The sequence below is a fragment of the Mucilaginibacter polytrichastri genome (assembly GCF_001911425.1).
GTDB lineage: Bacteria > Bacteroidota > Bacteroidia > Sphingobacteriales > Sphingobacteriaceae > Mucilaginibacter > Mucilaginibacter polytrichastri.
This window is the reverse complement of the sequence record NZ_MPPL01000001.1, coordinates 3,319,402-3,344,845: the sequence shown is the minus strand read 5'-3', so window position 1 is coordinate 3,344,845 and position 25,444 is coordinate 3,319,402. Positions and strand designations below refer to the sequence as shown.

The window sequence follows — 25,444 nt, the reverse complement described above, 5'->3', positions numbered from 1 at the left end:
GTATATGCAGCGCGTATAAAACGCGCTGCATATGAGGTATAGAAAAATAGTTTAAGAGTTATTGTTTATCCCACCAAATCCGGGTCAGAAAACTGTCGGCTCCCTGCCTGGCTATTGCGGCCTTATATGAAACTGTATTTAAGTTTTGCTCAGAAAGCGGGTAAAGCATTCGCCTGAAAATAAGCCCGCCTGTGGCATTGCCAACGTAGTTATTAGGCGTTAATGCGGGGTAACCTGTGCGGCGATAGCTAGCAAAAACTTCCTGCGCATCCGGGAAAACACCTACCCAAAACTGGGTATAGATTTGTGCCATCTGCTGATCGAAAGTACCGCTGGTGGTTAGCTGATGATATTTAATATAGGTATCAATTTGGTTGGTGGTTATGCTGCCTGCCGAGCCTGCAATAACTGCCCACTGGCGCATAGAAGCGCTGATGCCATTTTGGTACGAAGCGCTTACAGTTGCACCACTATACCAACCCCGCAAAGCAGCTTCGGCCAGTAGGAAATAAGACTCGGCCGCTGTGAAAACCAATCTTGGCGACGATAGTAAAAGCAAAGTGTTTTGCCGAGGCTCTGAAAAAGTAACAAAATTGCTCGGCTTAGCACTTAACATAGCCGACATGCCTTTTTGATTAACAGATGTGGTATCGGCAGTGCCGGTGGTGTAAACAACAGAAATTACAGGTAAACGGGGATCGTTGTTTTGCTTTAAGTAGTTAATAAACACATCCTGATATTTGCCGCCTTCTGTATTACTGTTTCCATCGGCCTTAATATAATCTGAGTTAAGCAAACTTAAAGCCAGCGGATTTTTATTGATATCCTGGCCCGAACCCACGTAAGCAACCTTGGCGATATCGGCATCGGCCATAATTACACCCCCTGTGATGGCTTTGGTAACCCATGTTTGGGCAGCTGCGACATCAACCTTGGTCATCCGCATGCCTAAACGGAGCATTAAAGAGTAGGCGAACTTTTTCCACTGCGTGGTATTGCCACTATAAATCAGATCAGATGATCCGAAAGTTGCTTTAGATGCATCCAAGCTTTGGGCGGCTGCATCCAGCTCGGCTAGCATGTTGGCATAAATGTCCTTTTGGGCATCATAAACCGGAGAATAAATACTGCTGTTGTAACCTTGTGCAGCTTGCGAATAGGGGATATCTCCGTATAGGTCTGTTAAACGGCTAAAGCAGTAAACGCGCCATATACGTGCTTCGGCAAGTAAATTAACCTTTGTTGCATCGCCTGTAACTGCTTTAATTACCTCCGTAATCTCATTAATCTCGTTAGGGTAAGCGTTGCTGAAGGCTGACGATGATGAGGTACTTTGGCTTTGAATATATTTAGATCCAAAACCTGCTACATCATTATAACTGGTGGTGTATTGCATAGTGCCCAGCAAAAGATTAAGCATGTTTGATGTGCCATCGTACTGCGCTTTGGTAAAAATGAACTGCGGGGTGCTGGTAGCAACGGCATCGGGGTTGGTATTTATTTCAGCAAAGTTTTTGCTACAGGATTGCATGGAGGCCACTCCTGATATTAGCAATGCTGTTTTTAATAAGTGCTTTTTTATAAAATTCTTCATCAGGTTTGTCATTAAAATTTAACAGAAAAGTTTAAACCAAAAGAGCGGGTATGCGGCAAACCGATAGACTCGATGCCCTGAATGTTGCTATTTGTAAGGCTCGATTCGGGATCGAAATTATCTGTCTTTTTGTATAAAATAGCCAGGTTGCGTGCCACAAGCGATATATTGGCAGATTGTATTTTAACCAATCTAAGGTTGTTAACCGGTATGCTGTAGCTAAATATCAACTGGCGAAGTTTTACAAAGCTACCGTCGTGTAAAAACAGATCGGAGTAGGTTTTGTAGTTGTCGTAATAGCTACGTAAACCACTTACAGGTACTGTGCGTGTGTAAGCAGCGCCGGTTTGGTCAACCCCTTGCAGTACTAAACCGTTTTCCCTGCCAGGCAGGGTTGATTTTAACAAGCCTAAACGGGTTGCATAAACTTCTGTTACAGAAAATATCTTGTTGCCAAACTTGCCGTCTAACAGCACACCCAGTGTAAAGCGCTTGTAACGAAAATTGTTATTAAGCCCCATGGTGTAAGGCGCAACACTATTACCCAATACCTGTAATGGGGTTTGTACCGGGTAGCCTGTTGTTTTGTTGTAAACTACATTGCCGGCGTCATCGCGCTGCATGCGCGTGCCTACAATTTGCCCGGCCGAGGAGCCTACAATATTGTTAATATAAGCCCAGTTGCCAACCGAATTGGCCAGTTGCATAGAAGTAATGTTATCGGTTAATTTTAATACTTTGTTTTTATTGTAAGCAAAGTTAAAGCTAGGGTTCCAGCTAAAATCGTGCGATTGTACAGGCGTTCCGCTTAATAAAATCTCGATACCTCTGTTATCTACAGCGCCAACGTTTAACACTACGCTATTATAGCCGGAAGCCGATGATATGGTTGAGTTAACAATATCATTAGTGGTTTTGCGATCATAATAAGTAACGTCAAGATGTAGCCTGTTTTTTAACATTTGTAATTCGATACCACCTTCTTTTGTGGTTGACGTATAGGGCTTTAATTTCGAATTGGTAATTTGGGTGCTGGTTACATTTTGCAGCGTTGGGCCAGAGCTGGGTACGTTACTGTATGAAAGGTTGATTACATACGGGTCGGGGCCGCCGCCGCCTACTTGTGCGTATGATGCCCTGATTTTTGCCAGATCGAAAATAGCCGGCAATTTAACCGCGTCTGACAGGATAAAACTTCCGCCTACACTTGGGTAAAAGATGTTATTGTTAGACGGGCTTAAGGTAGAGAACCAATCTTTACGGCCGGTTAAGGTAAGGTAGAAGATGGTTTTGTAATTCAGATCTGCCGAGGCAAAAGCCGAATTGGTTTGGATACGTGCATTGTAAGGGATGGTAGATGCAGTAGCAAGGTTGGTATAGCTGTAAAAATAAGGGATGGTGAAAGTAGCACCATTCATATTCAATTGTTCGTTAACAAATTTCCGGCTGTTTACACCCGCCAAAACAGAGATGCCGTAATCTTTTAAGACCGTTGTTTTATAATTACCGGTAACCATACCATTGGTTTCTGATACGTCTGATTTGATACCACTGTACTGGCCGTTTGGTACATACAAAGTACCGGTTGGTAAAATGTTGGTATAGTTATAGTTGTAAAAATCGCGACTGATAGTTGCCTTGAAAATCAGGTTCTTAACAGGCTCATAGGCCACAGATCCCTGGCCGATGAAGCGATTTTTAGTGTCGTCTTCTTTATATTTGTTAATCACAAAATAGCCGTTTGATGCAATAGAGGCATCGTTCCAAACAGTTTCGTTTCCGCTAGCGTCATAGCCTGGTTTTATCCAGCGCACATCAACAGTGTTGGCAGCCATGTAAGGCAGCCAGTTTGGGTTACCCAGTGCATCACCTGCGCTGGCACGGTTGTGGCCATTTTCTAAGTTGTATTGTGCTAAAGCTTCGATGCTTATTTTGCTGCCTAGTTTGGCATTTACCGCTAGGTTACCTGTTTTACGCTTGTAGGTATTGCCGGGCAAAATACCACGGCTATCTAAATCAGAGGCAGAAAACCGGTAGGTTACAGCCTCGTTACCGCCGGTAAAAGCCAGTGTGTTTGTATAGGTTGAACCTGTTTGGTAAAAGTTTTTAAGGTTGTTTTTTTGCGCTGTATAGCTGTGCTTTTGCCCATCTACAGCCACAAATGTTTTTGAGGGATCAATTAATGAACCCCAAGAACGGCGCCCGGTAGATTGTGCAGTTCCCAGGTCTGTGGGCATTACGCCGCCATCACCCTGGCCGTAAGTATATTGATAGTCTGGAAAAACAGCAATATCTTCTAACGTAGCGGTACTGTTATATTCAACACCTATGCCTTTTTGTGCTTTACCTTTTTTTGTGGTAATTAAGATAACACCATTTGCAGCACGCGACCCATATAAAGCCGCAGCAGTTCCACCTTTTAAAACCGTCATGGTTTCGATATCGTCGGGGTTGATACCGCCAATACCATCGCCGCGATCCACGTTGCTGGTAATACCGTTAACTGTTGCCGAACCACCGGGTACAGAATTGTCAATTGGCATACCATTTACCACATATAAAGGCTGGTTTTCGCCCGTTAAAGATCCGTTACCGCGGATCACCACACGGCTCGACCCACCGGGGCCGGTTGATGTACCAATAGCGTTTACACCTGCTACTTTACCTGTTAAGGCATTAGCAACGTTATTTTCACGTGCCTGGGTAAATTCATCGCCCTTTAATTCGGTAACGGCATAACCTAATGATTTTTTTTGGCGGTTGATACCTAATGCCGTAACTACTACCTCATTTAAGCCACGGGTAGCTTCTGCCATTTTAAGGTTAACTACCTTTTGGTTATTAACCGCAAGTTCTTGCGTAATAAAACCTACATAAGTAAAAATCAATGTGCTGTTGCCATCGGCGATGGTGAGCGAAAAATTTCCGCTATTGTCTGTGACGGTACCGGTTGTGGTTCCCTTAATCATAACACTAACACCAGGCAGGGGTAGGCCCCTGCTATCTGTTACCTGGCCTTTAACGGGTTGAGCCTGGGTTGATTTATCTGTTTTTTCTTTTTTATCAATTACGATAATATTGTCTGATACCGAATAAGCCATGCCTATCGGATCTAAAATATCGTGCAGTACGGTTTCAAGTATCTTATCGTGTACCTGCAAATCAATTTTCTTTTCGCAGGGTACAATGTTGGGGCTGTAAGCAAAATTGATATGGTAATCTTTGCTTATTTTTAAGAAAACGTCTTTTACTGCAATGTTTTTAACGTTTAGTGTGATGCGGGTGTCTAAACTTTGATTGCTTTTTACAGCTGCACCGGCATTGTAAATTGTTAAAAGTAAGATTAAAATAATAGCCCGGCATTTGCTTAAAGCGAGTTGCTTTATGCAAAAGGGTGGTAAAAATTTTATCATATATTTGAATGATTGTTTTTATACAATTGTTAATTCTCCTGTGAGGGATGGATTTTCGAGTCGATGTTGCTTCCTGCAACCCGGCTTTTGGGTTGAATGTGCTGGTAACACATTCAGCCCTTTTTTAATTATATGCTTTTTTACATAGGCAACTAATGGGGCGTTTATTAAATTTATTTAGTTATCGTTGCAACCTTTGCCAGAAATTTCGGCAATGTTGTTATGTATTGTATAGGTAGATTTTGTAATTCTGGTAATCACATTCAGTATTTGCGTTAAGCTTTTATTCTGGAAAACTGCAGAGATTCTGCACTTTCTCAATTGGGGATTATCCATTGTGATTTTTACGCCAAATCTTAAACTGAGGTCGGTCGTAATTTCATCCATTGAGGCGTCTTCAAAAACCAACTTACCGTTTCGCCAGGCGATGCTATTTTCGGCATCGCTAATCAATACCTTATTAAATGCTGCTGTGCCGATGTTAAATACAGCTTGCTGATTTGGGGTAAGCATTAATAACCTGCCTGCTGTTGCCTCCTGCACGGCTACCTTACCGGTTACGACGGTAATTTTCATGCTGGTGGCTTTTTTATAGGCCTTAACATTAAATGAAGTACCCAAAACCTGCGTTTTTAGTAGGCCAGATTGCACAATAAACGGTTTGTTAACCATGTGGTGAATTTCAAAATAGGCTTCGCCGTTAAGGTTTACTTCGCGTGTTTTTGACGTAAATACTTTAGGATATTTAATAGTTGTACCAGCGTTAAGGGTAGCCTTACTTCCATCTGCAAATAAGATAGTTTTAGTATGGTTGTAAGGTACGGTGTAGGTAATGTAGTTAGTGCCTGACAAATTGCTACTGCTAAACGTTTTAGCATGAAATAGGGAGGCGACGGTAATTATTACTGCTATCGCTGCCGCTGCAGCGCTGTAATACCACAGTTTTGGGGTAATGAATTTCTGATTTAATTTGCTTTGTGACTTTTGATTAATTGAGTTCGAATATAACTTATCCCAGTTTGGTTGTTGGGCAGCTTCATTCTGCTGAAGGTTATTCCATAGCGAAAATAATTCAGTATCGAGGTTGTTGTGATCTGAAAAATATTTTATTGATTCAAATAGCTCAGATATTTCATCTTTGCTTGCATTATTATTTATGTATTTCTCAAAAAGATAATTTATTCTGTCTTTTTCTTGCATAATTGGTGTCAATTATACTAAAGACACAGAAATGACTATCAGGGACTAATCACATTTGGTTTTTTTTAAAATCTAGCTTAAAAAGAGGAATAAAATGGCGATCGAGATGCCATTTTCACTTAGATAGCTTCTGATATGTTTTAATGCAGAAACGATATGATTTTTTACAGTGTTCTTAGACAAGTTTAGTTGAACCGCAATTTCTTCATGATTTAACCCTTCGTGGCGGCTTAACTCATAAACCAGCCTGCGCTGCGATGATAAAGTATGCAGGGCTTTTTCCATCAGCATGCGATAATCGTCGGCAACCAATTTCTCATCTATGTTATTTTGCTCAACCGCCGCGAAAGACAGAATCTCTTTCAGCATGCGGTCATCCTGGGCAGCTTTGCGCAGATGGTTAAGCGCATGATTTTTTACAATTTTGAAGATAAACCCGTCGAGGTTGTTGATCTCATTCAGCTTATCACGGTATAACCACAGTTTTATAAATATTTCCTGGGTTATCTCCTCCGCCGAAAAAGGAGATTTAACTATAGTTAGTACGTAAAAATAAACTCGCTTTTTATAGATGTTAAAAATAGAATCGAAATCTGGTAAACAGTCAGTCTTCATTTTACTTATTCACAAAAGTTTAATAATCAGGTAATATTAGCTTAAATTAAGAAAAATATGATATATGCAATGGTACTTTTGAAATATTTTAAAATTGTTTACTAATGTAAGGCACTAACACGCCTAAAGGCTTTGATAAAGGCGTTTAACTTACCGAGGTTACCACCGGCATTTCAGATTGTCGGTTCTTTGCATCTGTGAATGATAAAAAGCTAGGTGTAAATGCTATTAATGATAGTGGAACTGTTTTGTGCGAAGCTGTAATTACAAAATGATAATTAAGGCAATTAACAAATTTAACACTACGCAACTAGCTTCGTATAAATTACCAATAATGATTAGATCAGTATTAAGCAGCCTTATTTGGGGTGCCCTTTCTTTACAGGCAATTGCCCAGCCAAATCCGGTTCCGCAGCAACGGCATAAATTTATAGTAATAGCTCACCGTGGCGACCATGTATACTTTCCCGAAAATACATTGGCTGCTTATGCCCAGGCAATTAAAGATGGTGCTGATTATGTGGAGATAGACTTGCGTACAACAAAAGACGGAAAATGGGTTAGTCTGCATAACGAGTCTGTCGACAGGATGACCAACGGTAAAGGGCTGATAAAAAACCTGACTTTTGATGAAATTAAAAAGCTGAAAATTGCTGGCAGTGATAGCTTGAAAAATCAAGTTTACAGGATACCGGGCTTTGAGGAAATACTCAGCTTGTGTAAAGATAAAATATACATCTACATTGATTTTAAAGAGGCTAACCCGGCGCTTATTTACCCTTTATTGAAAAAGTTTGGAATGGAAAAGCAAGTGTTGGTTTATATCAACAGCGCAGCGCAATTTACCCAGTGGAGGCAGGCCGCGCCAAAGATGCCTCTGATGTTAAGTTTGCCTGATGATGCAAAAGACAGCATAGGCGTAATTGGGTTTATTAATAAGTACCAACCGGATATATTGGATGGCGACTTTAAGCAGTACAATACAAAACTGGTGGCTTTAGCAACCAGCTATCACATACCCGTTTGGCCAGACGGGCAAAGCGGCTCTGAAGGGCCCGCTGTTTGGGATGAAGCAATAGGTAAAGGATTAGCCGGATTGCAAACAGATCATCCGGAAGCATTGATCAATTATTTAAAGTAAAAAGGACTGAGATAGGCAATCAGGCTTAGGATTGATGTTATTTCACAACATGTATCTTACTGAGTTTTTTGTAGAATAACGTGATGTTTTATATCAAATCCTTTATTTGATATAAAACATCAAATAGAGGATTTAACAATTATTTAACCTGTAATAATAAATAGCATCATAAGGTATCAGCATCTTTGCTGCGGATTATGACAGCGCAAATTAAAGCATTGAAAGACAGCAGCAGGGAGTGTTTTAATGCTGTGTATGCTCAGTATCACGCTAAATTATACCAGTATATCTATAACCGCACACAATCTGCTTATCTGGCCCAGGAGGTTGTTCAACTTACCTTTATTAAGCTTTGGGAAAACCGAATAAAACTGTCGGAAGAGTTTACTTTGGATATTCAACTCTTTAGAATTGCCAAGACAATTTTGATAGACCAGTTAAGAAAAGATAAGGTTAAACTAAGGTATAGTGATACTGTAATTAATACAACAGAACAGGTATACGAGGATAATCAGGTTGCCGACAAAGATACGCTGAAGCATATTTACGATAAGTTGGAAACCCTGCCCACTATGCGAAAAAAGGTTTTTAAGCTTAGCCGCATGCAAGGGCTTTCGTATAAACAAATTGCTGAGCAATTATCTATATCCCCCAAAACGGTCGAAAATCATATTTCTAAGGCCATAAAGCAAATTAGGAGTGCTATAAGTATTTTGCTTCTTTAATCGCTAATTTGTAATGCATTGTAATTTAAAATTGAATAATAAAAAAGTTAAGTAATATATTACCAGTAGGGGTAAAGTATTATTTAAACGTATTAGTAAGATATGGAAGTTACCAAAGAGCTGTTATCTAAGTTTTTCAGGCAGGAGTGTAAGCCCGAAGAGCATACGGCAGTGAGTGAATATTTCCATAACCACCCCGATGAATTGGAAAGCTATCTGGACGAGGAAGACTGGAATAACTTTAGTTTAGAAAATGAATTGGACCCGGCAGTATCACAGCAAATGTTTGATGTGATAGAAAGCCATATCAATCAAAAAGCCGGGCGAGTAATCTTGATTAGGATAGTAAGTATTGCCGCTTGTTTGGTAGCAGTATTGGGTATTGCTGTATTTATTGGTTTAAACAATTATAAGGTTTCGAAAATTAACTCATTAAACTTAAATACAGCTAATAAATCATCTAATGATACTGTTTATAATAAAACGGACCACGTAAAGTATATTGCGCTGAAAGATGGTTCGCAGATCTCACTTTCGCCGGTGAGTATGGTTGTATACCAACATAGTTTTGATCAGAAAAAGCGGGAAGTTTATTTAACAGGCGAAGCTTTTTTTAATGTAGCTAAAGACAAATCCCGGCCTTTTACGGTTTATGCAGGCGGCCTTTCTACAACGGCCCTTGGTACCAGTTTCAGGATTACTGCGTTTGCAAAAAGTAATTTAACCCGGGTACAGCTTTTTACAGGTAAGGTTGTTGTAAAGCAATTGAAAAAGAAAGACAATACCGCCAACACTGATGTTTACCTAACACCAGGCAAAATGGTAGCGTTAGACCGGGCCGGTTACAGCACAAAGGTTTCTGAAATTAATGAAGCACCTGCATCTGTAAATGGTAGCGTTGAACTCAATACCGCTGTAAAAGGTAATATCATTAGTTTTAATAATCAGCCTTTGACAACAGTTATTGATATTTTACAAAAAGCATATCAGGTTAAAATAAAGGCGGGTAAGGGTAATTTGGCCAACCGGTATTTCACAGGTGCGGTTAACATACAAAAAGAGCAGGTAGATGACGTGCTGCATACAGTGGCCATGCTTAATAAACTTAACTTAAGTAAACACAATGGCACATATATATTGGGTGAATAATGAGCCTTGCAATAAAGTGATATTTTATGGGCAATTTGCAATGTTCCGAAATATACATGCACTTAAAAAGGGCATTTAAACGAGGGAGAGATGTTTACTAAAAAATGGCTTTTTATTTTATTAATGCCATGCTGGTGTACATTATATGCCCAAAATGTTAAGTCGCTTGTTACCGGTATTGTTAAGGATGAACAAGGGAAATCTATTCCCAATACCAACATAAAGCTGCAAGGCAATAACAACACGTTTTATACACAAACAGATACCAACGGGGTATTCAAATTCGATAAAGTACAGCCTGGTGGCCCATATGCTTTGTTTTTTACCAGTATAGGTTTCGAAAGCCAGATACTTAGCGGTTATAACATAGCGCAAGGTAGTGTAATAGCGGTTTCGGTTAAAATGAAACAGGTACTAACTGAGCTAAACCAGGTTGTGATTGTTGGTTACGGCAAAACACTTAAAAAAGAATTGAGCAGTTCCATTTCTCCACTGTCGCCGGTTGATTTTAATATTGGAGTAATTACCTCACCTGTACAATTACTACAGGGTAGGGTAGCCGGGTTAAGCGTAACTCAGGATGGCAACCCTAATGGCATCCCAACTGTAATTCTAAGAGGGCCGTCAACATTAAATCTGGGGCAGCAACCATTTTACGTGATAGATGGTGTGCCAGATGCTTCGCTTAATTTAATCAGCCCGGCAGACATAGCAAGCATAGAAGTACTTAAAGATGCTTCGGCAGCAGCAATTTATGGTAATAGGGGTGCAAATGGTGTAATTATGATCACCACCCGGCGTGGCAAACCCGGCGACACTAAAATAACTTACAATGGTTATGGCTCTATTCAAAAAATCTCCAGCTTTATTGATGTGTCAACTGCTAACGAGTTGCGTAATTATTTAAGGGCTAATAATAAAGCACTCGCCCCTGCAGATGATAACGGCGCTAATACCAATTGGCAAAAAGAAGTAAGCCGCACCGGCAATGCACAAAATCACAATATTGGTTTCTCGGGGGGCACCGATAAATTCATATATAGCGGTAGCGTCAACTATTTTAGAAATGAAGCCGTTATTAGGGGATCATCTCTCGAACGGTTTATTGGCCGCCTAAACCTCGAACAAAAAGCCCTAAATAATCACCTGAAAGTTAAATTCTCTTTATCCAATTTGGTTAGTAAACAAAGTGATGTAGATACGCTGGTGTTTTATAACGTATTGCGCTTTTTGCCTACACTTAACGTATATAGCGCCGACGGTACATTTAAGGAAGACCTTACCCGCACACAAACATACAATCCGCTAGCGTTGATTAAGAATAACCAGTATGATACCAAAATAAATACCATTTTGGCCAATGGGGGTGTTGAGTTAAAATTACCATTGGGTATAATGTACAATTTAGATGCAGCCTACCAAACCCGTACTACTAATAGTAATACCTATTATAATCACTATTCATTATTGGCTTATAATACTAATGGCGAGGCAATCCGGTCAACTTACCAAGATACCAAAAAGGTGCTGGAAACCTATCTTTCCTATGATCATGAATTTAACGGCAATAATCATTTGAAATTTTTGCTGGGATACTCCTGGCAGCAAGATGCCAATGGAGACGGCTTTCAATCATCGAATATCAACTTTTCTTCAGATGCCACCACTTATTACAACCTGGGCCTGGGGCAGTCGCCGCCTGGTTATGTGCCCTTATATGGCGATATATCTATTGAAACACTGCGCTTAATCTCTTTTTATTCGCGACTCAATTATAATTATAAAGACAAATACCTGCTACAAGGTTCACTACGGCGAGATGGTTCGTCTGCCTTTGGCACCAATCATCGCTGGGGATATTTCCCAGCTGTTTCTGCAGCATGGCGGCTTATTGAAGAGACTTTTTTTAAAAAACAAACCTATTTAAGCGATTTGAAATTACGGGTGGGTTATGGTAATGCAGGCAATACTATAGGGTTTGACCCGCTTACCCCTTTGCTGCTTAATAGTTCTACAGGTTCATTTTATTACAACGGCAGCTACATCAAATCAATAGGGCCAGTGCAAAACCCTAACCCTAATTTGCAATGGGAAAAAACGGCGCAGCTGGATGTCGGGATTGATTTTGGATTTCTGAAAAACAGGATAACCGGGGCTTTAGATCTTTACAATAAAACCACAACAGGTATTATTTATAATTATCAGCAACCTGCGTCATTGTCTTACACGCCTGGCAGTATGATCTACGCCAATGCCGGTGAAATGAATAATAAAGGTATTGAACTAACCCTAACGGCAATGCCTGTAAGTAATAAAGATATAAGCTGGGCCAGCAGTTTCAATATCGCACATAATAAAAACGAAGTCGTGTCACTATCTAATAGTATTTATAAGCTAAGCTATATTTATACCAGTTATCCGGCTGGTACGGGGCAAAGCAATGTAAGCACCCAAATTATACAGGCAGGCCACCCGGTAGGGCAATTTTATACACTCCATTATTTGGGCAAAAACGCACAGGGTATTTCTATATTTCAGGATAGAAATGGTAACCCTACAACGTCGCCCAAATCTACCGATCAAACTTATTTGGGTAATGCCCAGCCCCAATTAATAATTGGTTTCAGCAATACATTTAAATACAGGAGTTTCGATCTCAATGTGTTTTTACGGGGGGTAACCGGTAATAAAATATTAAATGCTACGCTGGCTACACTTAATGCTCCAGGCGATGCCAGTAACCATAATATCCCGAAGCTTACCCTATCAGAGTCATATAACGATTACAACGCAAGCCTTTATTCTGATAGGTATCTCGAAAACGGATCTTATTTAAGGCTGGATAACGCTACGCTCGGTTATAATTTTAAACTCTCGGGCCAGTCGGTCAGGTCATTAAGGTTATATATAACAGGTACCAATTTATTTACCATTACCAGGTACTCCGGTATAGACCCTGAGATGAATCTGGGTACGGTAACCCCGGGCATTGATAATCATAATTATTATCCTAAAACCAGGTCATTTATTGCAGGCTTAGCGCTTGAACTATAGCTTATGAAGTACATAGCCAAGTTTAAATATTGTTTGATGATTGGTTTCATAGCGGCATTTGCCGCATGTACAAAGTTAGATGTTAATGTACAGTCGCAATTAACCAATTCTAATTTCCCGAAAACACCGGCCGAATATATTGCGGCATCGGGCCCGGTATATACACAATTGCGCAGCCAGTACGCGCAATCTTATTGGTTTATGCAGGAGTTATGTACCGATGAGGCGGTAATTGTAGCCCGCGCAGGCAACTGGTACGATGGTGGTAAATGGCGAGATTTGCATTATCACAGCTGGACTATAGATCACGAGCATGTAAACACAACCTGGCAATGGGGGTTTAGCGAAATTAGCACCTGTAACCGAATCATCGCTTTATTTAATACCCTGCCCGATAACACTACAAAACAAATTACCATAGCCGAAATACGTGCAACCCGCGCATTCGCCAATTTTATGATGATGGATCTGTATGGTAATATCCCGCTGCTGAAAAACTTTGGCGACACTACCAATCTGGTGACCACCAATCGAAGTCAGGTTTTTCAATATATCGAAACCGAACTGAAAGCTGCCTTACCAAACTTAAACACAGCCATTGGCAATATTACTTATGGCAGGCCTACGCGCTGGATGGCTTTTGCCTTATTGGCCAAAATGTATCTCAACGCCGAATATTATACCGGCACACCGAGGTATAATGATGCCGTTACCATGTGCGATAGCATTATACAGAGCAAAAACTTTTTACTGGATGCCAATTACATTGCTATGTTTAACATTGATAACGGCCCGCAGATAAGGGATTTTATTTTTGCCATTCCTTATGATAATATTCAAGCTAAAGGGCAATATTTCGCCAGATATAGCCTGCATACCGCTTTGAAGGACAAGTACGGCATCCCTTTTATCCCGAGCAACCCGATGGCAACATTACCCGCGTTTTATAACTTATATAACGACCCGGCTGATGCACGTAACAAACAATGGTTGGTTGGTAAACAGTATGATAATCTGGGTAACCCCATCATTATACAAACTACAAAAGCCGGGCTCGATCAAACCTATAGAGGTGCAGATGCAAGCACCCTGGTTAATTATCAGTTGGAATTTACCCCTAACCTAACCCTCGATCCTACGGTTGATCCTGCCAAACTCGATGTAGGTAATGATGAGCTTGGTAAAGCAAAGGGTTATCGTAATAATAAGTTCTTCCCGGATAAAACATCTACAGATCGTAACCAAAGCAACGACGTGCCGGTTTTCAGGCTGGCCGATGTAATGCTGACCAAAGCAGAAGCCATATTAAGGGGAGCTAATTCAACCTATGGCGAAACGCCTTTGGGCTTACTAAACCAGGTACGTGCCCGTTCTGGTGCCGGGGCTTTGTTACAAATAGATCTTCAAACCATATTGGACGAACGCGGGCGAGAACTGGCCTTTGAGGGATGGCGCAGAAACGATTTGATCCGTTTCGGAAAATGGGAAAATCAATGGGGCTACAAAACAGATGCTAACCCCAATCACCGCATTTATCCCATCCCGGCAATTCAGCGCCAGCTTAGCCCAAAGCTGTTGCAAAACCCGGGATATTAATAAAAAGACTCTTATATGTATCCTCATTGTAACGTAATGGGGTGTTTTGCAGGTGTGTATTAAATAATTGTTAAGCAGTAGGGGCAAGGGTTTCAATAGGCGTATTGGTTGTAAATAATAACTATCGATAAGCAATTAATTATTGAAACAATCTCTTAAAGCTCAAAAATCAAATTAACAATTAGCATCTATGAAAAAAATGTACCCCTTATTTTTAAGGCCATTTTGCAGCGTTGCAACAAAGACAGCACTTATGCTGCTGCTGCTGCTTATGCAACTAACTACAACTTTGTTTGCCCAAAACACAGGCACAGTTAAAGGTATCGTTACAGACGAGAACAACGCAACACTGCCTGGTGTTACTGTATCAATTAAAGGTACGAACCAGGCAACTACAACCGGTAATAATGGCGCTTACACTATTTCTGTAAAAAGCCCCGCCGATGTACTCAGGTTTACATTTGTAGGTTCTGTACCCAAAGAAGAAATTGTTGGCAACAAAAAAGTAATCAACGTTACTTTAGTGGCCGATTCCAAAGGCCTTAAAGAAGTAGTGGTAATTGGCTATGGAACATCCAGTAAAAAGGATATAACAGGCGCTATTACTTCTATTAAGGCAGATGAATTTAATGTAGGCGTAACCACTACACCGGCGGAATTACTACAAGGTAAAGTAGCAGGTTTAAATATTACAAAAAGCGGCGATCCGAATGCTGCTCCTGCTGTGATATTAAGAGGCCCTTCTACGATACGTACAGACAATGGGGCCCAGGAGCCTTTTTATGTAATTGATGGAGTGCCTGGTGCATCTATAGATGTTTTGGCTCCGGCCGATATCGAAAGTATAGATGTTTTAAAAGATGCATCTTCAACCGCTATTTATGGCTCGCGGGCTGCTAACGGTGTAATTATTATTACAACAAAAAAATCTAAGGCCGGGCAAACCAGGTTAAATTACAGTGGCTACGGCTCTGTTCAGGATGTTTCTAAGAAAATTGATATGCTTAGTGCCGATCAGTTGCGTAAATATTTATCAGATAACGGCGTAGCTGCATTGGCGAAACCACTTGATGATGATGGCTCCAATACAAACTGGCAGAATTTAGTAGAAAGAAAGGGCTACTCTCAAAATCATAACCTTTCTTACAGCGGCGCATCAGACAATGCCGAATATGGCGCCAGCGTAAACTATTTTAAAAACGAAGGCGTGCTTAAACGCAGCTCACTTGAGCGTACCATTTACCGTGGCTATGTTAACCAGCGTTTTTTTGATAATCGCTTAAAATTAAATTTAAGTGTTACGAATAGCAACAGTACTGATAATGATATTTACCAGCAATATATTTTACCTGGTATGTTATTTTATTTGCCTACAGTGAGCCCCTTTAACCCTGATGGCAGCTATAAAGAAAACTATCAGCGTACAGGTAGCGGAACGCTAAACCCGCTATCGTTATTAAATAATAACACCATAAAAAACACCAGCAACAAAACATTAATAAATGGTATTGCACAGGTTGATATATTAAGTGGCTTAAAGTTTACTATAAGTGGATCAACACAGCGCGATCAAACTAATGCTAATAGTTATTTAAACAGTCAGTCTGGTTTGGCCGTAAATTTAAACGGGGTTGCCAAGCGCACTGCTTATTTAAACACCAATACAATTGTTGAGTCGTATTTTAATTACGATAAAATGTTTGGTAAGCATGTAATCAAATTATTGGCAGGTTACTCTTACCAGCAAAACCGTACCAATGATGGATTCGGCGTACAAAGTCAAAACTTCTCGAACGATAATTTAACGTATAACAATCTGTTTTTATCAAACCCTTCTTCTTTATCGCAAATAGCTTTTGATAATAACCCCATTTCTACGTTAAGGCTTATTTCTTATTACGGTAGGGTACAATACCAATTTGCCGATAAATATCTGTTTCAGGCATCTTTACGTGATGATGGTTCCTCTGCATTTGGAGCCAATCATCGGTACGGGTTATTTCCTGCAGTGTCTGTAGGGTGGAGGATTATCGACGAAGATTTTATGAAGAAGGCTCCTGTGTTTAGTGATCTGAAATTAAGGGGTGGTTATGGAGTATCTGGTAATAGCGTAGGTTTTAATGCTTTTAGCTCCATATTGGTTTATGGTTCCCAGTCAAGCAGTAAGTTTGTGTATAACGGGAATGTAACCAACTCCATTGGGCCGGTTAGAAATGAGAACCCCGATTTGAAATGGGAAAGTACAGGAACAACAAATATTGGTGTTGATTTCGGGTTGTTTAAAAACCGTATTACAGGTTCGGTAGATTACTACATCAAAAAAACCTCCGATTTAATTTATGACCAGTATCCGGTTTCATTAACACAATATTTTGTACCTACAATCACAGCCAATGCAGGTAAAATAAAAAACTCGGGTATTGAGGTGGTATTAACAGGCACGCCGGTAAAAACAAAAGATTTTACCTGGAAAACCTCCATTAATGCATCGCACAATAAAAACGTTATTGAAAGCCTTTCAAACGGACAGTTTAACTTGCCACAATTTTATACTGCCCAATTAGGTGGTAAAGGCCAGTCGGGCAATTTTAGTCAAATTGTACAGCCTGGTTACGCTTTGGGTACCTATTACCTGTGGCACTACATGGGTAAAAATGCAGCAGGGGTAAGTACTTATTTAAATGCCGCAGGCAACACAATAGCTACGCAACCATTAACAACAGATCAGCGCATAGCAGGTAATGCACAACCATCGCTTATATACGGCTGGAGCAATACATTCTATTACAAGAATTTTGACTTAAATTTTTTAGTACGCGGTGTAATGGGTAATAAGATATTAAATGCTACGCTGGCCAGTTTAAATAACCCGGCCGATGCTAAACTTCAAAATATCCCAACGTATACATTAGGCGAGTCTTATAAAGATATCAATGCTTATTTAATTTCAGATCGTTACCTGGAAAGCGGCGCGTATTTACGTTTGGATAATGCAACCCTTGGTTATACCATCAAGCCTAAAGTTCAGGCTATTAAAAGCATCAGATTTTACCTTTCGGGCAACAATATCTTCGTAATCACTAAATACAAGGGTATAGATCCTGAAGTAAATATTGGTGGCTTAACCCCAGGTATAGATAATAATAACTATTACCCTAAAACGCGCACGTTTTTGTTCGGCGTAAACGCATCATTTTAAAAGTTTAGTCAAACATTGTAATCAAAATGAAAAAGAAAATATACTTATTAATAGCAGCATTTACAGTAATAACTGTCATAAATGCTTGCAAAAAATTAGATGTACCTGTTGAGTCGCAATATGTAAAGTCTAATTTCCCGTCTACTACAGCTGATTATACTGCCCTGGTAGGAACTATCTATTCTAACTTGTCGTCAAGCTTTGCCGTAAATTACTGGCGTATGCAAGAGTTATCTACAGACGAAGCCATTATACCGGCACGCGATGGTAACTTTGACGACGGCGGCCAATACAGGCAGTTACACTATCATAGCTGGACGTTTGATCATCCAAACGTAATTGGGATATGGCAGTGGGGCTTTAGTGGTATAAATACCTGTAACCGTCTGTTAACCGTAATTGACGGTTCAAACTCTTCGGCTACTTTAAAGGCCTCTTATACCGCAGAAATTAAGGCGATGAGGGCTTTGTATTATTATTTTATGATGGATTTGTATGGTAACGTTCCAATCATCACAACATTCCCGGTAGCTACTCCTCCGGCAAATCAACCAAGAGCAAAAGTTTTTCAGTTTATAGAAAGTGAATTACTTTCAGTTTTGCAACAATTACCTTCTAAAACCAATACGCTGTCAACCAATACGCTTCAATACGGTAGGCCAACTAAGGGAATGGTATTTGCACTTTTGGAGAAAATGTATTTAAATGCCGGTGTTTACACAGGTACAACCCGCTACCAGGATGTGGTTACCATGGCAGATAGTGTTCAGAAAAACCCTAATTACACATTAGATGGTAAATTCAGGGATATATTTTTACCAACCAACGGTCCGCAGGTAAATGAAACCATATTTGCTATTCCTTACGATCAGCAAATTCCGGGCAATCAATTTACACGTTTTGGTTTCTTTTATTATTTAGCGCAGGCTTACGGCTTTAATGTAGGGCTAAGTATAGCCATGAGCACCACGCCCGAATTTTATAACCGATTTAACATACCCGGTGATGCACGTACTAAAACATGGCTGGTTGGCCCTCAGTTTTATCCTGACGGTAATGGTGGCTTTACCCCCCAACCGGTTTATTATCCGAACACGACTACACAGGTTGTAATAACCCCGGATCTTATCCTGGTACCGCCTAAACCGATGGATGTTGGTAATACCATTGCCAGTCAGGCAGAAGGTGTAAGGTCGATTAAATATTACCCGGATCCTGCTATTATACAAGCCACGCGTTTAAACGGTAATGACGTGCCGGTGTTTCGCCTGGCAGATGTTTATTTAATGAAGGCGGAAGCTATATTACGTGGCGCTTCGGCTACAACAGTAAATGGCCAAATGCAAGACCCGCTTACCTTGGTAAATAAGTTGCGTGCGCGTGCCGGTGCTCAATTTGCTTCTTCAATAGATCTGACAGGCCTTTTAGACGAGCGCGCTCGCGAATTATCATGGGAGGCATGGCGCCGGAACGACCTGATTCGTTATGGATTGTTCGAGAAAGAGTATCCATTACCTAATGATGTTTTAAAATTAAATACCGATGTTACCAGGAGAATATTTCCTATCCCATCTACAGAATTGAAAACAAATCCTAACTTGGTGCAAAATCCTGGTTATTAAAATCTTCATGTAATACACTTTTTTTTGATTCAACCAGCGGTCTAAAGGCCGCTGGTTGACCTTTTAATTTATACTTATGAAAACGTTTTTAAGCACCCTGCTTATATTAACATTGCCGGTAATTAAACAACCGGCACCAGATAATCTGCCGATGAACAGGGTGCAGGTAATAGGCTCGCATAACAGCTATAAAAAAGCTATTGACCCGGCTTTGTTTAAGCTGTTTCAGCAAAAAGATTCTGTGTCTTCCAGCAAGATAGATTATGAGCACATCGGTATTGCTGATCAATTAAATATGGGTTTATTAAACCTGGAGATTGATGTATATGCAGATGTAAATGGTGGACGTTATGCCCATCCTAAAGGCCTGGACTGGGTTAAAAACCAGCCTGATTTTGATCCAGAGGGTAAAATGAAGGAACCTGGCTTTAAAGTGTTCCATATCATCGATCTTGATTTCCGCAGTCACATGCTGACATTTAAAGATGGTTTAAAACAGTTAAGGGATTGGTCGCTTGCTCATCCTGACCACAACCCTATTTTTATCACTTTAGAACCCAAAGACGGTACACCTAAAAATCCGGCTTCAACCCAACCCGAAAAATTTACCCCTGCGCTTTTTGATGCTTTGGATAAAGAGATGGTTGATTATTTGGGTAAAGACCAGATCATTACACCAGATATGGTTCGTGGAAAATACAAAACACTTGAAGATGCCGTATTGCACGATAACTGGCCAACATTAAAAAAAGCCCGTGGCAAATTTATTTTTGTTTTAGATGATCACGAAACTAAGAGAGACATGTACATTGCCGGTCATCCATCTTTAAAAGATCGCGTAGTATTCGCTAACGCTGTGCCTGGAACACCCGAAGCTGCAATGATGATCAGAAATAATCCCAAAGATCCTGAAATACCAGGATTGGTTAAAAAAGGCTACATCATCCGCACCCGTGCCGATGGCGATACAGAACAAGCAAGAGCAAACGATAAATCAGATTTCATTGCTGCCTGCAACTCTGGCGCGCAAATTATTACCACTGATTATTACTTGAAAAGCACCCATTTTAAATCAGACTATGTGGTAAACTTCGAAACAGGTAACAAATATTTCCGGCTTAATCCATTGTTTGCCGGTAAGTCGTCAACCTCATCTGTTCTGGTGAAATAAACATTTATACAGTCTTTAATTAAATAAATATGTCGTTTTACAGGGCAATCAGTGCTTTATTGTTGATAGCAGCATCCACCGGGGGAATATCGGTAAATGCGCAAAAAAAGGTACATCAATATGTCGATCCAATGATCGGCTCAGAGGGGCTTGGGCGTGTCTTTATTGGGCCATCTTATCCTTTTGGTATGATCAAACCAAGTCCGGATTGCACATCTAGCCCCAATAGCGGTTGGTTGCCCGATCCTAATCCTGTTACCGGTTTTAGCCAGGTGCATGTAAGTGGCACAGGCGGTGGCCCCAAATATGGTAATATCCAGATTATGCCTTTCGTGGGTGCACTCAATAAAACCGAGCAATCTTCCATGCGCGAAAACGAACATGCGGCCTTGGGTTACTATGGGGTTACACTTAAAAAGGATCATATCAAAGCCGAAATTACCGCTGCAGAAAGGGCAGCTATTTACCGGTTCACGTATCCTAAAAAAGCTCAAAAAGCTTTAAAAATCGATGCCGGGTTCTTTTTAGGGGAGCAACCTGAACCCGATGCCCGCGAGGCCCAGCAATTTGTAGGTTCTGAAATAGAAATTGTTTCGGCTAATGAAGTAAGGGGTTACAGCCGTATTCGCGGCGGATGGAATAATGGTGCTGCCTATACCGTGTTTTTTGATGCGGTATTTGATAGCCCGGTTACAGCCTATACTACCTGGAAGGGCGAAAAGCTTTATCCAGGCAAAAAACAACAATTCGATTCTGGTGAAAAAACGGGAGTCTTGTTGGCATTTAAAAGCAGTTTATCTGATACACTGAAAGTTAAAATCGGGATCTCTTTTATCAGCGAACTGAAGGCAAAAGAAAATATCGACCAGGAAATATCACATTGGAGTTTTGAACGGGTGCTAAGCGGTGTCCAAAATAAATGGGATGCGCTTTTAAGCCGGATTGAAATTAATGATGATGCCACCCTGGAGCAGAAAACGCTCTTTTATACAGGGTTATATCATACCATGTTAATGCCTGCAGATCGCACCGGTGAAAACCCGTTGTGGACAGTTGATAAGCCTTATTATGATGATTTTTATGCCATCTGGGATACCTTCAGATCTTCAAATCCGCTAATTACTTTGATCTCTCCAAAGCGCGAAACAGAGATCGTAAATGCGCTGCTTAATATTTACAAGCACGATGGCTATATGCCAGATTCGCGCAGTGGTAATTATAACGGGCGTACACAGGGCGGCTCCAATGCCGAGGTATTAATAGCAGATGCTTATGTGAAAAAACTACCCGGCATTGATTATAACCTGGCTTTAGAAGCCATGCTGAAAGATGCCACCGTGCCACCGGGCGGTAACGAGGAAAAGGAAGGAAGAGGCGGCCTTACAGACTATAATAAACTGGGTTATGTATCGTATGACTTTGTGCGCTCTGGTAATCGCACACTTGATTATGCTTATGATGATTATTGTATTGCCATTGTTGCCAAAGGTTTAGGAAAAGAAAAAATCTATCAGCGTTTTATTAAACAGGCTGATAACTGGCGTAACTTATGGCGTGATGATTATAAAGATCATGGCGCAACCGGCTTTATTATGCCTAAGGATGCAGCGGGACATTGGTTGGATAATATTGCTTATGGAGAGGCTAATAATCAGCATCCTACTTTTAAGTATACACCGCTTACGCGCGAGTTTCCATGGTATGTATGCCATTGGTGTGCTTTCTTTTATGAAGCCACATCGTGGGAGTATTCATTAAGCATCCCGCATCAGGTGCCCGTTGTGATTGCTAAATCCGGCGGTAAAGAAGCATTCCGCCGCAGGCTCGATACTTTGTTCGATAACAAATATTACAACGTAGCTAATGAGCCATCGTTTTTAACACCATGCCTTTATCACTGGATTGGCCGACCTGATCTAAGCAGTAAACGTATCAGACAAATCATCGCTCAAAATTATAACATTTCACATTTCGGTTTACCGGGCAATGATGATTCGGGTGCTATGTCGTCATGGCTGGCATTTCAGATGATGGGTTTGTATCCCAATGCAGGCCAGTCGTATTACCTTATCAACTCGCCTTTACTTAAGCAAAGCATATTACACCAGGAGAGTGGTAAGGATTTTAAGATCACAGCTAAAAATCTAACTGATAAAAATATATATATAAAATCTGCCACTTTAAATGGTAAGCCATTGAACCAAGCTTGGATAGAACATGACGACGTGATAAAAGGTGGAGAACTGCAACTTGAAATGGATGATAAACCATCTGCCTGGGGAACAGAAATACTGCCTCCCGTTAAATATTAATCAACCGGCATAACACATTATAAAATGAAAAAAGTAAGTTACATTATACTATTGCTGATGCTGGGCTTAGGCACATCGGCACAAAAGTTAACGCCGGTAATTAAAGAGGGCACTGTTTTTAAATACACGTTTTACCTGCACGGGCAAACCTCACCTTTTCAAATTACGCTAAACCATATCGCAGATTCATTACTTTTGGGTTGGAACATTCGTGGTTTGGCAGCCGGCACCTACATTGTCTCCGCTTCGGGGCTTAATAACGGTACTAGTTTAAGCTTTGCACAGCCCGAAGCTTTTAAGAAAGTTAAACTCGGGGCCAGTCAAACTTTTTGTATGATTTCGCGTAGCGCTTTTAAGGAACTGGTTGCCAAACACCAATTTACGTATGATAATACGGTTTATGAGTTACAGTCAGATTCGACTATGGTAATGATTGACAATCAGCCGTTGGATGTGCTGCATGTTACAGCCCAAAATGAGACCACGGAATTTTGGATACTCAACAATCCAGATTTTCCTATTATCTGCCAAAGCAAGGCTAATCCTTTAGGTATCAACATGAAGCTCAACGCCATCACTCAACCCTAACTCATTCTAATTCTTCAAACATTTAAGCTTTAATTAGAATGACAACCAGAAGTAATAAAACACAAGCATTGCGTATTGTAATTCTCCGTACTGCATTATTATTATTTACCGCTTGTATTGCCGGCAGTGCATTGGCACAAGAGGCTCACGTTAGTCCATGGGAGCCAACTATATCTGGGCCGCTGCCTCCCATTGCCAGCCTTAGTAAAGGTGTATGGTTAAAGGGCGAGCTGCATGTGCACTCGCGGCATAGTAAGGAATCATCAAATAATTCCATTTCAAAAATCATCAATTTCTCTAAATCTGTTGGGATAGATTATGTAGCTATTACAGACCATGATAACCATGTTAATGGCGATGTAGCGCATAACACCTGGGCCGATCCGGAGTTTAAGTCTGACTCTGTTTTGCTGCTGTATGCTGCGGAATGGACAACAACGCGTGGCCATGGTAACGCATTTTCTGCCACACCGTACGATCATCAGCGGCTGTATGACGTTCGCGACCAGCGTGACGTGGTGGTAGGAGAAGTGAAGAAACAATTGGGTATCCATTTATCGGCCAATCATCCGAGCGGGAAAGATCATTTCGGCTATTCGTACGATATGGTCAACTCTATTGAGGTTTGGAACTCTGCAATCTGGCCAAAAAACGCCAATGCGATTATGATTTGGGACGATATGCTTTCATCGGGGCGTAAATTAACTGGTAGAGGCGGAAGCGATGCACATCATGGAGAACCGGATTCGCCTGATCTGGCTACAAAAAATACCTATCAGAGAAAAGCTAACTATGTAGGCACGCCAACAACCTGGGTGTTTGCTACCGCACGCACCACGCAGGCTGTTATTGATGCGTTAACCAATGGCCGGGTTTGCGTAACATCAAATCCTTATGCCCCTCGTGTTGAGTTTTATGCAGATCTTGATCAGGATGGTAAGATGGATATGATGATGGGCGATAATGTAAAATCGACCGGTAAACCTGTAAAGTTTCGTATTCAATTAACGGGGAAAAGTATTATTCCAGGTGCAGCTTATACCATCAGCGTAGTTAAAAATGGCAACCCCTACAGCACCATACAAATGAATGGTAAAACGCCCATGGTAGAATTTACAGACGCACCGGCAACTGTTGGTCGTACCTACTATCGTGTTACTGTAGAAGGGCCCCCTACGGCTTATCCCCAGGTGCCAGAATCGGCTGGTCTAAGCGGTAATATGGTTGGACTATCTAATCCGATCTATTTTAATTTCGATCCTAATTTTTAAAGCGAGAAACATTTAAAAGTCTATTTCAGTTATTTTTATAATCTTATTAAAAGAGGAATAAGATAAATTTTCTTTTGCAAATTTTAGAATAAGCATTACCATAAGATACCAATAACATAATTTTTAGTAACATTTATCTGTAAGCTTGTACGCGAGCGGATAACGAAGTACTAGTTATCTAATAATGGCTGTTTACTTGCTATTCTTACCCAGCTCCAAATGCAACCTATCCCTGCCAGTATCTGCAAGGGGAGCAAGGTAGTCCTTACAAAAACACTAAAGCCATTTGCTTCTTTATAAATAAACGGGGTAATTTGATAGCTACCTTCTTTAAACATATACAAATAATAAATTAAGCAGCCACGTAGCAGCGTTATCAAAAGTACTGCGAGCACTACCGTATTAGGTTTTTTACCGGGCGCAAAATAGAGAACTGTTAATACCAAACCGAGAGTAACACATATAATTAGATCAAGCACATAAAAAATTACGCTATTCATGTCATAAGTGGCATGATAACCAGGCTCTGGGGAATGGAGGAGTGCCGAAAAATCCAGGCATTCAATGAGCAGGAACAGTGCATACAGAAAATAAGCAGCAATGCTGATTGATAACCAGGTACTGCCGTTTTCTTTGGTGCTACTTTCAATTTTACTTGTTGAAATGTTGTTTTTCTTCAATCATCTTCAGCAATTGATAAATGCACCATGCACTATAAAAGTTAATTATTAGTTATAGTTGGACTGCGTATAAAGTCTTGATTTTTGTATTTCTTTACTTTCAAAGTAAACTTA

16 protein-coding genes are annotated in these 25,444 nt (G+C 40.6%); 11 read left to right on the top strand and 5 right to left on the bottom strand.

Features of this window, described 5'->3' with window-relative positions:
* Positions 1-58: 58 nt before the first annotated feature.
* The 4 genes from RG47T_RS14175 to RG47T_RS14160 all read right to left on the bottom strand — a co-directional run bounded on the left by RG47T_RS14175 (position 59) and on the right by RG47T_RS14160 (position 6,822).
* Positions 59-1,594, bottom strand: a complete 1,536-nt coding sequence (locus RG47T_RS14175) for a SusD/RagB family nutrient-binding outer membrane lipoprotein (RefSeq protein ID WP_074493453.1) — start codon at positions 1,592-1,594, stop codon at positions 59-61.
* An 11-nt stretch (positions 1,595-1,605) separates the two neighbouring features.
* Positions 1,606-5,007, bottom strand: a complete 3,402-nt coding sequence (locus RG47T_RS14170; protein ID WP_074490077.1) for a SusC/RagA family TonB-linked outer membrane protein — start codon at positions 5,005-5,007, stop codon at positions 1,606-1,608.
* Positions 5,008-5,184: 177 nt separating this feature from the next.
* Positions 5,185-6,207, bottom strand: coding sequence for a FecR family protein (locus RG47T_RS14165; protein ID WP_074490076.1), 1,023 nt, complete (start codon positions 6,205-6,207; stop codon positions 5,185-5,187).
* A gap of 72 nt (positions 6,208-6,279) precedes the next feature.
* On the bottom strand, positions 6,280-6,822 hold the full coding sequence (locus tag RG47T_RS14160; protein WP_074490075.1) for an RNA polymerase sigma factor: 543 nt from the start codon (positions 6,820-6,822) through the stop codon (positions 6,280-6,282).
* Between the two features lie 334 nt (positions 6,823-7,156).
* Here RG47T_RS14160 and RG47T_RS14155 point away from each other — a divergent pair, with 334 nt between their 5' ends.
* The 11 genes from RG47T_RS14155 (at position 7,157) to RG47T_RS14105 (ending at position 24,650) form a co-directional block, all read left to right on the top strand.
* Positions 7,157-7,963, top strand: coding sequence for a glycerophosphodiester phosphodiesterase family protein (locus tag RG47T_RS14155; protein ID WP_074493451.1), 807 nt, complete (start codon positions 7,157-7,159; stop codon positions 7,961-7,963).
* Between the two features lie 197 nt (positions 7,964-8,160).
* Positions 8,161-8,688 (top strand): RNA polymerase sigma-70 factor, encoded by a 528-nt coding sequence (locus RG47T_RS14150; protein ID WP_074490074.1) that lies wholly within the window; start codon positions 8,161-8,163, stop codon positions 8,686-8,688.
* 102 nt (positions 8,689-8,790) lie between these two features.
* A complete protein-coding gene (locus RG47T_RS14145; protein ID WP_074490073.1) occupies positions 8,791-9,837 on the top strand; it encodes a FecR family protein in 1,047 nt (348 codons plus the stop codon).
* A 90-nt stretch (positions 9,838-9,927) separates the two neighbouring features.
* Entirely contained in the window at positions 9,928-12,891 is a 2,964-nt protein-coding gene (locus tag RG47T_RS14140; RefSeq protein WP_074490072.1) for a SusC/RagA family TonB-linked outer membrane protein, read from the top strand.
* Positions 12,892-12,894: 3 nt separating this feature from the next.
* Positions 12,895-14,487: a RagB/SusD family nutrient uptake outer membrane protein gene (locus RG47T_RS14135; RefSeq protein WP_074490071.1), complete on the top strand. Its 1,593-nt coding sequence runs from the start codon at positions 12,895-12,897 to the stop codon at positions 14,485-14,487.
* Positions 14,488-14,677: 190 nt separating this feature from the next.
* The gene (locus RG47T_RS14130; RefSeq protein WP_083627412.1) at positions 14,678-17,686 is read left to right on the top strand and encodes a SusC/RagA family TonB-linked outer membrane protein; all 3,009 of its coding nucleotides are present in this window, start codon (positions 14,678-14,680) and stop codon (positions 17,684-17,686) included.
* A 26-nt stretch (positions 17,687-17,712) separates the two neighbouring features.
* The gene (locus RG47T_RS14125) at positions 17,713-19,308 is read left to right on the top strand and encodes a RagB/SusD family nutrient uptake outer membrane protein (RefSeq protein ID WP_074490070.1); all 1,596 of its coding nucleotides are present in this window, start codon (positions 17,713-17,715) and stop codon (positions 19,306-19,308) included.
* 76 nt (positions 19,309-19,384) lie between these two features.
* On the top strand, positions 19,385-20,479 hold the full coding sequence (locus RG47T_RS14120) for a phosphatidylinositol-specific phospholipase C1-like protein (RefSeq protein ID WP_074490069.1): 1,095 nt from the start codon (positions 19,385-19,387) through the stop codon (positions 20,477-20,479).
* A gap of 29 nt (positions 20,480-20,508) precedes the next feature.
* Positions 20,509-22,791, top strand: coding sequence for a GH92 family glycosyl hydrolase (locus RG47T_RS14115; protein ID WP_074490068.1), 2,283 nt, complete (start codon positions 20,509-20,511; stop codon positions 22,789-22,791).
* Between the two features lie 24 nt (positions 22,792-22,815).
* Positions 22,816-23,379 (top strand): hypothetical protein, encoded by a 564-nt coding sequence (locus RG47T_RS14110; protein WP_074490067.1) that lies wholly within the window; start codon positions 22,816-22,818, stop codon positions 23,377-23,379.
* A gap of 38 nt (positions 23,380-23,417) precedes the next feature.
* The gene (locus RG47T_RS14105; protein WP_074490066.1) at positions 23,418-24,650 is read left to right on the top strand and encodes a CehA/McbA family metallohydrolase; all 1,233 of its coding nucleotides are present in this window, start codon (positions 23,418-23,420) and stop codon (positions 24,648-24,650) included.
* 170 nt (positions 24,651-24,820) lie between these two features.
* On the opposite strand, the gene RG47T_RS14100 is transcribed toward RG47T_RS14105, so the two are convergent.
* Complete coding sequence (locus RG47T_RS14100) at positions 24,821-25,330, bottom strand: hypothetical protein (protein WP_083627411.1); 510 nt, start codon at positions 25,328-25,330, stop codon at positions 24,821-24,823.
* Between the last annotated feature and the right edge of the window lie 114 nt (positions 25,331-25,444).

What these genes read in the sequence shown, in the direction of transcription:
- RG47T_RS14175 (WP_074493453.1), bottom strand. Translation starts at nt 1,594, where the DNA reads ATGAAGAATTTTATAAAAAAGCACTTATTAAAAACAGCATTGCTAATA.
- RG47T_RS14155 (WP_074493451.1), top strand. Translation starts at nt 7,157, where the DNA reads ATGATTAGATCAGTATTAAGCAGCCTTATTTGGGGTGCCCTTTCTTTA.
- RG47T_RS14125 (WP_074490070.1), top strand. Translation starts at nt 17,713, where the DNA reads ATGAAAAAGAAAATATACTTATTAATAGCAGCATTTACAGTAATAACT.
- RG47T_RS14135 (WP_074490071.1), top strand. Translation starts at nt 12,895, where the DNA reads ATGAAGTACATAGCCAAGTTTAAATATTGTTTGATGATTGGTTTCATA.
- RG47T_RS14145 (WP_074490073.1), top strand. Translation starts at nt 8,791, where the DNA reads ATGGAAGTTACCAAAGAGCTGTTATCTAAGTTTTTCAGGCAGGAGTGT.
- RG47T_RS14120 (WP_074490069.1), top strand. Translation starts at nt 19,385, where the DNA reads ATGAAAACGTTTTTAAGCACCCTGCTTATATTAACATTGCCGGTAATT.
- RG47T_RS14115 (WP_074490068.1), top strand. Translation starts at nt 20,509, where the DNA reads ATGTCGTTTTACAGGGCAATCAGTGCTTTATTGTTGATAGCAGCATCC.
- RG47T_RS14140 (WP_074490072.1), top strand. Translation starts at nt 9,928, where the DNA reads ATGTTTACTAAAAAATGGCTTTTTATTTTATTAATGCCATGCTGGTGT.
- RG47T_RS14170 (WP_074490077.1), bottom strand. Translation starts at nt 5,007, where the DNA reads ATGATAAAATTTTTACCACCCTTTTGCATAAAGCAACTCGCTTTAAGC.
- RG47T_RS14160 (WP_074490075.1), bottom strand. Translation starts at nt 6,822, where the DNA reads ATGAAGACTGACTGTTTACCAGATTTCGATTCTATTTTTAACATCTAT.
- RG47T_RS14105 (WP_074490066.1), top strand. Translation starts at nt 23,418, where the DNA reads ATGACAACCAGAAGTAATAAAACACAAGCATTGCGTATTGTAATTCTC.
- RG47T_RS14110 (WP_074490067.1), top strand. Translation starts at nt 22,816, where the DNA reads ATGAAAAAAGTAAGTTACATTATACTATTGCTGATGCTGGGCTTAGGC.
- RG47T_RS14165 (WP_074490076.1), bottom strand. Translation starts at nt 6,207, where the DNA reads ATGCAAGAAAAAGACAGAATAAATTATCTTTTTGAGAAATACATAAAT.
- RG47T_RS14150 (WP_074490074.1), top strand. Translation starts at nt 8,161, where the DNA reads ATGACAGCGCAAATTAAAGCATTGAAAGACAGCAGCAGGGAGTGTTTT.
- RG47T_RS14130 (WP_083627412.1), top strand. Translation starts at nt 14,678, where the DNA reads ATGAAAAAAATGTACCCCTTATTTTTAAGGCCATTTTGCAGCGTTGCA.